Source organism: Stenotrophomonas lacuserhaii, assembly GCF_014836545.1.
GTDB classification, from domain to species: Bacteria; Pseudomonadota; Gammaproteobacteria; order Xanthomonadales; family Xanthomonadaceae; genus Stenotrophomonas; species Stenotrophomonas lacuserhaii.
Genome location: NZ_JACSQS010000001.1, coordinates 55773 through 65783, shown reverse-complemented (window position 1 = coordinate 65783; position 10011 = coordinate 55773). Strand labels below are relative to the sequence as shown.

The following is a 10011-nucleotide window of genomic DNA, read 5'->3' as shown; positions in this document are numbered from 1 at the left end:
GGCTCTCTTACTCGGATTCGGGGGGCGTAGGCGTGGCGGTGACAGCAATGGCGGCCGCATAGCCGCCATGGCCATGCTCCAGCGAACGCGCCACGCGCCCGGTGGTGGTAACGCTGACGCCGGTCAGTTCATGGATTTCCCGATACGGCACGCCCTGCTGCAGCAGCGGCACCACCTTCCAGCGGTCCGACAGCGCCTCCAGCTCGGCCGGCGTGCACAGGTCGCGCAGGAAGGCGGTGACCTGTTCGGCACTGGACAGCGCGGCGAAGGCCGCAGCCAGGCAGGCCAGATCGGCCTGGGCGTCTTTTTCTCGGGGTGCGGGACGGAGTTTCATCGTATCAATGTAATAGCGTGCTATTACATTAGCGCAAACGGAGGCGCAGGGTCAAACCGGCTTGCTGCCCGGACCGGGTTGGTTCAGGAGCGGGAACGAAAAACGCCCGCTGAGCGGGCGTTTGTTTGGGTATCCGGTGATGAAGGGCGTACCGAGCAACGGCGGTCATAACCTACCGGCACGTTACCTCGGCGCGGAGGGCGCCGCTGCGCAGGCACTCGCCGAACAGGCTGCCCTGGCGGCTCGGGACGGACCGGATGGCTTCCAGCTCCCCTGCCCCGTCCGGGCAATTCTGCGCGGCCAACCCGCGCAGGTCACGCTGCAGCTGCTCCCGGTCGAACACATGGCAGCGGTCGACCGTCAGCCGGTACTGGCCCGGACCGATCCGCTGGCCATGCAGCGCAGGATCGGTCCGGCATGCGGTCAGCAGGAGCAGCAGCGTTGCCGCCGCCCCCAACCGCCTCACGGCATGACCTTGGCCTGCTCCAGTTCCACCTGCAGGGTGCTGGCCAGGTCCTCGCGGGAGACCTCGAACTGCTGCTCGCGCAGCAGGTCCTTGACCGCCACCACGCCACGGGCCAGCTCATCCTCGCCCGCCAGCACCACGAAGCGGATCCCGGCCTTGGCCGCGTACTGGAACTGCTTGCCGATCTTCTTCGGCTCCATCTGCACTTCGGCGTTGATGCCACCGGCGCGCAGGCGGCGGGCGATGTCCAGCGACTGCGCCAGGCTGGCGTCGTCCATCAGCGCCACCAGCGCGTGCACGCTGCTGTCTTCGATCCCGGCGATCAGGCCGGCTTCGCGCAGCTGCCAGAACAGGCGGGTCAGGCCGATGGAAATGCCCACGCCCGGCAGCTTGGACTTGCTGTAGTGGCTGGCCAGGTCTTCGTAACGGCCACCGGAGCAGATCGAACCGATCTGCGGGTGGTCGGTCAGCGTGGTTTCGTACACGGTGCCGGTGTAGTAATCCAGGCCGCGCGCGATGGAGAAATTCAGGCAGTACGCGGTTTCCGGCACGCCCAGCGCCTTGACCAGCTCCAGCACTTCGCGCAGTTCGGCCACGCCCACCTTGAGCGTCTCGCTGGCGGCCGGATCAGCCAACAGCGCGTCCAGCTGCGCCAACGCATCGGCATGGCTGCTGGAGCGGACCGCGACGAAGGCAAGGATCCGCTCGACCTGCTCGGCCGGGATCTCAAAGCCTTCGCCGACCAGCGTTTCGCGCACGTAGTCGGGGCCGCGCTTGTCCAGCTTGTCCACTTCGCGCAGTACCGCCAGCTGGCGCTCGCCTTCGGCCACGCCGAGGGTTTCGAAGAAACCACGCAGCAGCTTGCGGTTGTTCAGCTGCACCGCGAAATCGCCAATGCGCAGTTCCGAGAACACCGCATGGATCACCGCCAGTACTTCGGCGTCGTAGCGGATGCTCAGAGCATCCTTGCCGATCACATCGATATCGCACTGGTAGAACTCACGGAAGCGGCCGCGCTGGGCGCGCTCGCCACGGTACACGCGCTGCATCTGGTAACGACGGAACGGGAAGGTCAGGTCGTGCTCGTGTTCGGCCACGTAACGCGCCAGCGGCACGGTCAGGTCGAAGCGCAGCGCCAGTTCCGGCAGGGAGGTATCACCGGCCTGCGCGGCATTGGCCAGCGCACCGGTGGACTGCACGAAATACACCTGGCGCTCGGTCTCGCCGCCGGACTTGGTCAGCAGCACGTCGGACAACTCGAACACCGGGGTTTCCACCGGCAGGAACCCGAACCGCTCGTAGTTGCGGCGGATGACGTCCAGCATGCGCTGGAACGCAATCTGCTCGCGCGGCAGCAGTTCCATGATGCCGGGCGGGGTACGGGGCTTGATCACGTGGGGCTCCTGCGAAAAACGGGGGGAAGGGCAAGGGCGGATAGTGTAGCGGTTGCGCCGCCTGCCGCGCCCGCGCCAGGCCAACCGGACCACATGGCGTATCATGAGCGCTTCCCTGCTGCGCGCCTCGTCCCCACGCCATGTCGCGTCCTGATCCCGCCCCCGCCGGCTGTACCACGCTGGACTGCACCCACTGTTCGGTGCGCCACCTGGCAGTGTGTTCGGCTCTGTCGCCCGAAGAAGGGCAGGCACTGGAAGCGGTGACCGTGTCCCAACAGGTCGCCATGGGCGCGACCCTGGCCCGTAGTGGTGAGCCGCGACAGCATGTCTACACCTTGACCCACGGCGCATTGCGGCTGGTGCGCACGCTCTCTGACGGCCGCCGCCAGATCACCGGCTTCGTGCTGCCCGGCGATTACCTGGGCCTGAGCAGCAGCGACCACCATCGCCACGACGTGGAAGCCATCGCCGACAGCCGGGTCTGCCGGGTATCGGTGGCGCACATGCGCGAGCTGCGCAGCCGCTACCCGCACTTGGAACGGAAGCTGCTGCAGCGTGCCTGCCAGGCGCTGGATGACGCGCAGGATGCCGCACTTTCGTTGGCCCGCCTGCAACCCACCGAAAAAGTGGCCGATTTCCTGCTGCGGCTGGCCGAGCGCGAGGCACGGCTGGGCGGTGATCCGCTGCGGGTCACCCTGCCGATGGGCCGCGGCGACATCGCCGACCATCTCGGGCTGACCATGGAAACGGTCAGCCGCACCTTCACCCGCTTGCGCCAGCAGGCGTTGATCGCCCTGCCCCACCTGAACGTGGTGGAGCTGCTGGACGAACCGGCGCTGCGGACGCTGGCGACCGGGTAAGGCGCTCCACGCAGGCGGCGGCTGGGGTGCAGCCGGACACAGGCCGCGCTGCGCGCTCGGCGGCCCTGGGGTCGGCGCTACCTCACCACGCTCGACGTGCCTGCGCCACGCCCTGGTAGCGCCGAGCCATGCTCGGCGGCTTCTCCGGCCTGCAGCACCGCACGGAACGCCGCGTAGTCGGCCGCCAGCGGCTCGGCATGTGCCGGCCTGCGCAGCAGCGCATCCAGCGCCGGCGGCACCGCCAGCGCCTCGCCGATCAACGGTTCCACCACGGATTCGAACTTGGCCGGGTGCGCGGTCGCCACCACCGCCCAGTCCCCCTTGGCTCCCCTGGCGCGCAGCGTGTTGAGCACGGTGACCGCAGTGGCGGTGTGCGGGCAGAACACTTCGCCACTCCCGGCATGCGCGCTGGCGATGGTCGCACGGATCGCCACGTCATCCACCGCCTCTGCGGTGAATGCCTGCCGCAACGCCGCGTCATCGCCGTTGAACAGCCAGCGCAGCCGTTCGAAGTTGCTCGGCGCGCCGACATCCATGGCGTTGGCAGTGGTGGCCACGCTGTCGGCGGGCTGGTAGTCAGCGCCGGCGAAGTAGCGCGGCAGCACATCGTTGGCATTGGTTGCCAGCGCGATGCGCCCGATCGGCAGGCCGATCGCCCGGGCCAGGATCGCGGCCATCGCATTGCCCAGGTTGCCGGTCGGGATCACCAGGTTCAGCGCTGCCCTGCCCGCCTGCTGGTGCTGGAGCGCGGCGTGGGCGTAGTAACTCATCTGCGGCAGCAAGCGGCCCAGGCTGATACTGTTGGCCGAGCTGAGCGGCACGATGGCCTGCAGTTCGCCATCGCCGAGCGCCCGCTTGACCAGCGCCTGGCAGTCATCGAACGAACCGGCAACGCGGAAGGCCTGGATGTTCTCCCCGAAACAGCCCAGCTGGTGCGCCTGCCGCGGCGACACCCGGCCATCGGGATACAGCACCACCACGCGCAGACCCGGCTGGCCGTGGAAGGCCGCCGCCACCGCCGCACCGGTATCACCGGAGGTGGCTACCACGATCGTCAGCGGCTTCGACTCGCCATTGCGCAGGCGTGCCAAGGTGGCGGCGAGGAAGCGCGCCCCGACATCCTTGAAGGCCGCCGTGGGCCCATGGAACAGCTCCAGCACATGGTCACCCCGGCGCGGCAGCGGGCGCAGAGGTACCGGGAAATCAAAGGCTTCGGCGCAGATCGCCGGCAGCGCGTCGGCCAGCGGATCGCCTTCGAAGAACGGTGCCAGCACCTGCGCGGCGGTCTGCGCCAGGCTCGGCGTTGCGATCCATTCGCGCGGCGCGGGCAACCGTTCGGACACGTACAGGCCGCCATCCGGAGCAAGCCCGGCGGCGATCGCCGCACTCAGCGAAACGGCAGGGGACTGGCCGCGGGTAGAGACAAAGCGCATCGCACGATCCTGTAAGGAAGTAGAGTTCACAGCAGCACCGCCGCCGGCGCCGCCAGCGAAGACACCCAAGCCTGGCTGTCGAAGCCGACCGTGGCGAAGGCGGCCTGCACCGTCGCTGCAGCGGCCTCGGCACTGGCCCGGTCTTCGAACCAGGCAAACACGCTCGGGCCGGCGCCGGAGATGCTGGCGCCCATCGCACCGGCTGCCAGCGCGGCATCACGCGCGGCATCGAAGCCGATGATCAACGGCGCGCGGCGCGGCTCGACCAGCACGTCACGCAGGCCGGCGCGCACCAGCGCGGCATCGCCCTGGTGGCAGCCGGCCAGCACCAGCGCGAGGTTCGCGCTCTGCGCCACGAAATCGCCCAACGCATAGCTGCCCTGCAGCGCGGCGCGCGCGCGGCGCGTCTCCAGCACCGCATCCGGGTGCACCAGCAGGCTGTGCCACTGCGCCGGCACCGGGATCGGCACCAGCCGGTCGGCGGTGCTCAGCACCAGCCCACCCAGCAGCATCGGACCCAGGTTGTCACCATGGCGGCCGCCGCTGGCTACCAGTTCACCTTCCAGCGCGAAGCGATACAGCGCGTGCCGGTCCAGCGGGCTGTCCAGCAGTGCATTGGCAGCCACCAGCGCCGCCACGCACGAGGCCGCCGAGCCGCCCATGCCCGATCCCAGCGGAATGCCCTTGTCGATCTCCACGGCGAAGCCGAACGGCAGGTCCAGCCCTTGCTGCAACGCCAGCAGCGATGCACCGGCCGTGTTCAACGCAGCCTCCCGTGGCAACGGCACGGCGGCCCCGTGGATGGCCTCGATGCGCACCTCGCGCTCGGCGATGCGGCGCACCGTCACCGTGTCACCGACACCGGCGATGGCATGGCCAAGGATGTCGAAGCCTACCCCGACATTGCCCACCGAGGCCGGTGCGAATGCACGTGCGATCACAGGCGCGCTCCCTCGCCCGCAGCCACCCGCAGCAGATCGGCGAACACGCCGGCCGCGGTGACCTCCGGACCCGCGCCCGGCCCTTGCACGACCAGCGGGTTGTCGCAGTAGCGCCGGGTGCGGAACTGCACCACGTTGTCGGTCAGTTTGAGGTTGGCGAAGGCATGGTCCACCGGCACTTCCACCAGCCCGACCGATGCGCCCTGCGCGGACAGCGCGGCGACGTAACGCAGCACGGCGCCGCGTCCGCGCGCCTGCTGCAGGCGTTGCAGCAGCGCCTCATCGTTATCGCCCAGGCGCTGCATGAAGTCGTCCACGCTGCCGGCACGCAGCGCCTCGGGCACCAGGCTTTCCACCTGCACCTGTTCCAGGCTCAGCTCGCGCCCGGCTTCGCGCGCCAGGATCACCAGCTTGCGGGCCACGTCGATGCCGGACAGGTCATCGCGCGGGTCCGGTTCGGTATAGCCCATGCCACGTGCCTGCTCTACCAATGCGGAGAACGGCTGGCTGCCGTCGAAGCGGTTGAACAGCCACGCCAGGGTGCCGGAGAAAATGCCTTCGATGGACAGCACTTCATCGCCGGTATCGACCAGGTCGCGCAGCGTGGTGATCACCGGCAGGCCGGCGCCGACGGTGGCCTCGTAACGGAAGCGCGCCCCGCTGGCCGCCGCCGCAGCGCGGATCGATTGGTAACGCGCCAGCGGCCCGGAGCCGGCCTGTTTGTTTGGCGTCACCACATGGATGCCGGCCGCCAGCCAGCCTTCGTAGCGCCCGGCAACCTCGGCACTGCCGCTGCAGTCGATGACCACCGCATGCGGCAGGTGCGCTGACAACAGGTGCGCGGTGAAGGCATCCAGGTCGCTGGCGCTGGGTGCGTCTGCCAGCGCGGCACGCCACGGCCCCTGCAACGCGCGCGGGGCCAGGTGCATGCCGCGCCGGGACGCCACCGCACGCAGGCGCAGGTCGATGTTGGCCTTGCCCAGCAGCTGCGGCTGCGCGGCCTGCAGCTGGTCCAGCAATGCCGCACCGACGTTGCCCGGCCCGATCACCCCGACCGCGAAGGTCTGCGGTGACAGCCAGAATCCGGCATGCGCCGCACGCAGCGCACGGGTGGCATCGCCGCTGTCCACCGCCACTGAAATATTGCGCTCGCTCGAGCCCTGCGCGATGGCCAGGATGTTCACCTGCGCCCTGCCCAGCGATTCGAACAGGCGCGCGGCCACGCCGGGCTGGCCGGCCATGCCGTCGCCTACCGCCGCCAGCACGCTGACCCCGCCGCGCAACTGCACGCGCTGTACCTGGCCGACCGCCAGCTCATGCGCGAAGGCCTGCAGCAACGCGTCACGACCGCGCTGGGATTCGTTGCCGCGGACCACGCAGCAGATGGAGTGTTCAGACGAGCCCTGCGAGATCATCACCACCGACACATGCGCCTGGCGCAGCGCGGAGAACACCCGCTCGGCCGTGCCCGGCACGCCGATCAGGCCGGTGCCTTCCAGGTTCAGCAGGGCCAGTTCCGCGCTCAGGGTCAGGCCCTTGATCGGTCCACGCACCGAGCGCTCCGCGCTGATGCGGGTACCGGGATGCTCGGGTTGGAAGGTATTGCGGATCAGGATCGGCAGGCCGCGCTGGATGGCCGGGGACATGGTCTGCGGATGCACCACCTTGGCGCCGAAATAGGCTAGTTCGCAGGCCTCGTCGTAGCTCAGCGCCTCGAGCTGCACCGCTTCGGGCACCAGCCGCGGATCAGCCGACAGCACACCATCGACGTCGGTCCAGATCTGCAGCTCATCGGCATTGAACAGCGCCGCGAAGATCGCCCCGGAGTAATCACTGCCGTTGCGGCCGAGGGTGGTGATGCGGTCCTGGCGGTCGCGTGCGATGAAGCCGGTGGCCACGACGCGCTGCTGCACGTTCGCCTGCCGCCACGCGTGCAGGCGCTGTGCGCTGGTTTCCCAATCGACGTTGACGCCCAGCTCGCCGTGCTCGACCACCAGCACCTCGCGCGCATCCAGCACCGCGCACGGCTCGCCGCTGGCCAGGAAATGCTGGCCCAGGAGGTGCGCCGAACAGACTTCACCCAAGCCCTGCACGCGATCGAGCACTTCCTCGGGCAGGCCACCGATCACCGCCAGCGCGGCCAGCAGTTCGGCGAGCTCATCGAAACTGGCATCGAGCCATTCCACGCTGGCGCCGGCGTGTTCGCCGAGCAGCGACGCCGCCGCGCCGCGATGGCGGGCGCGCAGGTCATGCCAGTGTTCGCGCCATTGCGCATCGCCGGCCGCGGCCAACCGCGCCAGCGCGATCAGCGCGTCGGTCACGCCCTTCATGGCCGACACCACGGTGACCTGCAATGCTTCCGGACGCGCCTGCAGCAGCCGCGCGACGTGGCGGTAGCAGTCCGCGTCGGCGACGGAGGTACCGCCGAACTTGTGCACCACCACGCGCGGTTGCGCGGCAGAAGGTGGCGGAGCGGAATCGGCGGACGGTGCAGCAGCGGCAATGGACATGGTGACCTCGGTGGGAGGCCCCGCATCGCGCCAGTGGAAGGTTTCCCCGCCACCTGGTTCGGTGCGGGGCCGTGGTTTTCGTGAGTTACGCGAAGACGACGGACCGCACCCTGCGGGTGGTGGTGGTAATGGTGGTAATGGTGGTGGTGACGGCCGTCGAACCCGCACGGCTGCCTGCCGCAGAAGCGGCAAGGAGCGGAGCGAAGGGGGCGGCGGCAAGGACCATGACGCTAGAAAACACCGCCGGGTAAGCCGCTGTCAAGTGTTGCAGTGCAAAAACCGCGCACCCCGATCAGCCGCCAACGTCGTCGAAAAAGGTTGCATCGGAGACCATGCAGGCTCGGCCGGCCTTCATCCGGCATGTTCGGCGATAGCCGGCGGTGCGCGGTGTGCGTGCGCGCACCACAACACGCCCGCCACCAGGCAACCGATCGCCATTGTTTCCAGCAGGGTCGGCCAGCGGCGTTGCCAGGCAAAGCCGTACAGCAGCGCGAACAGGGTCTCGAACACGATCATCTGTCCGGTCAGGGTCAGCGGCAGCAGGCGGCTGGCGCGGTTCCAGCAGGCATTGCCGAGCAGTGAGGCGATCACCGCCATGCCAGCACTGACCGCCCAGAACAACCCCCATTGGCTGGGCGCGTGCACCGCGCCGTTGAACAGGAATGCCGAGGGCACCAGCAGCAGCGCCAGCGCACCGGTGACCACGCCGGTGAGCAGCGACCAGTCGTGCGCGGAAAGATCCGGGCGCCGGGCCAGCCAGCGGCTGTTGCCCACCGAATAGGCCGCCCATGAAAGCAGCGCGCCGAACGCACACAACAACCCGAGCACGCGCTGCCGCCAAGGCGTCTGCACATGTTCGGACACCAAAGCTTCGTAACCCACCAGCGCCACGCCGAGCAGGCACAGCAGCAGCGCGGGCGCCAGCTGGCGCAGCTGTACCGCGCCCTCCTCGCGCACCGCCACCAGGGTCACCACCACCGGAATCAGGCCGACGATCAACGACGCGGCGGCACCGCCGGCCCACTGCACCGCCGTGGCCAACAGCAGGAAATACACCAGGTTGCCCGCCAGGCTCAGCCACACCAGTCCGCGCCATTCGGCCATGCCCAGCTGCGGTGCAAGCCGCTTCCAGCGCGGCGCCAGCAGCACCAGCGCGACCAGCCCGTAGATAAGGTAACGCCCAGCCGACAGCTGCAGCGCATCAAACGCCAGCAGCACCGCAGGCGCCAGGAACACCACGCCCCACAGCGCTCCGGCCATCACGCCGTTGCCGATCCCCACCCCCATCGAACGATTCATCGCACACCCTTGCGGCAGACAGGCGCGAAGTCTAGTGCGCCCCGGTGGCGCGCGTCTTGACCCGGCCTACGGTGTCTGGCGTCGCCACATCAACGGGGTGAGTCCGGTGTCGCGGCGCAGCGCACGGGTCAGCGCGCTCTGTTCGGAGTAACCGGCCAGCTGCGCGACCGTGCTGATCGGCAGTTGGGTGCTGCGCAGCAGATGACGCGCCCAGCGCAACCGCAGCGCACTCAGCCAGGCCTGCGGCGGCAGCCCCAGTTCGCGCAGGAAGCGGGCGTGCAGATGGCTGGCACTGAGCCCTGCCAACCGGGCCATGCGCTCCACCGGCCAGGCTTCGGCGGGGGCGGCCTGCATGCGAGCGCACAGGGCCTGCAGGCGTGCACCGCTGCCATCGGGCGCGAACGCCTGCAGCAGCAGTGGCAGCAGGTGCTCGCCGGCGCTCCCGGCCGGCAACGCCTGCAGCGAGGTGCGCAGCGCGCGTGGCAGCGACAACCAGCGCTGTCCGCGCAGGTGTTCCAACGTGTGGTCGTCGAACCAGGACGCGTCGCAGTCGATGATCAGGTGCTGGTTGTCGCCCTGTCCGACCTGGTCATGGGATTCGGCGGGTGCCACGAAGACGCCCTGCAGGGCGTCCAGCCGCGCACCGTGTCCGTCGAGTTCGAACTGCAGTTCGCCATGCAGCGGCAACACCCACTGCGCATATTCGTGGCGATCGCCACCGGAGGCGTCGCCATAACTGCGGACATGGAAGCGTGGCGCGTGCATGGCAAGAGT

The 10011-nt window shown here is 69.1% G+C and carries 8 protein-coding genes and 1 pseudogene; 1 reads left to right on the top strand and 8 read right to left on the bottom strand.

Translation table 11 applies throughout. The features are described 5' to 3' along the window. Positions 1–7: 7 nt before the first annotated feature. The 3 genes from H9654_RS00305 to hisS form a co-directional block, all read right to left on the bottom strand. Positions 8–334, bottom strand: coding sequence for a YerC/YecD family TrpR-related protein (locus H9654_RS00305; RefSeq protein WP_101099089.1), 327 nt, complete (start codon positions 332–334; stop codon positions 8–10). Positions 335–506: 172 nt separating this feature from the next. Then, positions 507–800 (bottom strand): hypothetical protein, encoded by a 294-nt coding sequence (locus H9654_RS00300; RefSeq protein WP_318241093.1) that lies wholly within the window; start codon positions 798–800, stop codon positions 507–509. Continuing rightward, the gene (gene hisS, locus H9654_RS00295; protein ID WP_191768087.1) at positions 797–2194 is read right to left on the bottom strand and encodes a histidine--tRNA ligase; all 1398 of its coding nucleotides are present in this window, start codon (positions 2192–2194) and stop codon (positions 797–799) included. Before hisS ends, H9654_RS00300 begins: the two co-directional genes overlap by 4 nt. A 140-nt stretch (positions 2195–2334) precedes the next feature. Between hisS and H9654_RS00290 the strand changes: the two genes are divergently transcribed. Continuing rightward, positions 2335–3054, top strand: a complete 720-nt coding sequence (locus H9654_RS00290) for a Crp/Fnr family transcriptional regulator (RefSeq protein ID WP_042612520.1) — start codon at positions 2335–2337, stop codon at positions 3052–3054. Between the two features lie 146 nt (positions 3055–3200). Here H9654_RS00290 and thrC read toward each other — a convergent pair. From thrC to H9654_RS00265, 5 genes and pseudogenes are all read right to left on the bottom strand, one after another. Continuing rightward, a pseudogene (gene thrC / locus H9654_RS00285) lies at positions 3201–4487 on the bottom strand (threonine synthase); the annotation flags it as partial. Between the two features lie 26 nt (positions 4488–4513). Next, positions 4514–5428, bottom strand: a complete 915-nt coding sequence (locus H9654_RS00280) for a homoserine kinase (RefSeq protein ID WP_191768083.1) — start codon at positions 5426–5428, stop codon at positions 4514–4516. After that, positions 5425–7938, bottom strand: coding sequence for a bifunctional aspartate kinase/homoserine dehydrogenase I (gene thrA / locus H9654_RS00275; RefSeq protein WP_191768081.1), 2514 nt, complete (start codon positions 7936–7938; stop codon positions 5425–5427). The genes H9654_RS00280 and thrA overlap by 4 nt, the downstream gene beginning before the upstream one ends. Before the next feature lie 351 nt (positions 7939–8289). Continuing rightward, positions 8290–9237 carry a DMT family transporter gene (locus H9654_RS00270; RefSeq protein WP_191768079.1) on the bottom strand — a complete coding sequence of 316 codons (948 nt, stop codon included), beginning with the start codon at positions 9235–9237 and terminating at the stop codon, positions 8290–8292. A 66-nt stretch (positions 9238–9303) separates the two neighbouring features. Continuing rightward, positions 9304–10002 (bottom strand): AraC family transcriptional regulator, encoded by a 699-nt coding sequence (locus H9654_RS00265; protein WP_191768078.1) that lies wholly within the window; start codon positions 10000–10002, stop codon positions 9304–9306. Positions 10003–10011: the final 9 nt, after the last annotated feature.

What these genes read in the sequence shown, in the direction of transcription:
- H9654_RS00305 (WP_101099089.1), bottom strand. Translation starts at nt 334, where the DNA reads ATGAAACTCCGTCCCGCACCCCGAGAAAAAGACGCCCAGGCCGATCTG.
- H9654_RS00290 (WP_042612520.1), top strand. Translation starts at nt 2,335, where the DNA reads ATGTCGCGTCCTGATCCCGCCCCCGCCGGCTGTACCACGCTGGACTGC.
- thrA (WP_191768081.1), bottom strand. Translation starts at nt 7,938, where the DNA reads ATGTCCATTGCCGCTGCTGCACCGTCCGCCGATTCCGCTCCGCCACCT.
- H9654_RS00270 (WP_191768079.1), bottom strand. Translation starts at nt 9,237, where the DNA reads ATGAATCGTTCGATGGGGGTGGGGATCGGCAACGGCGTGATGGCCGGA.
- H9654_RS00265 (WP_191768078.1), bottom strand. Translation starts at nt 10,002, where the DNA reads ATGCACGCGCCACGCTTCCATGTCCGCAGTTATGGCGACGCCTCCGGT.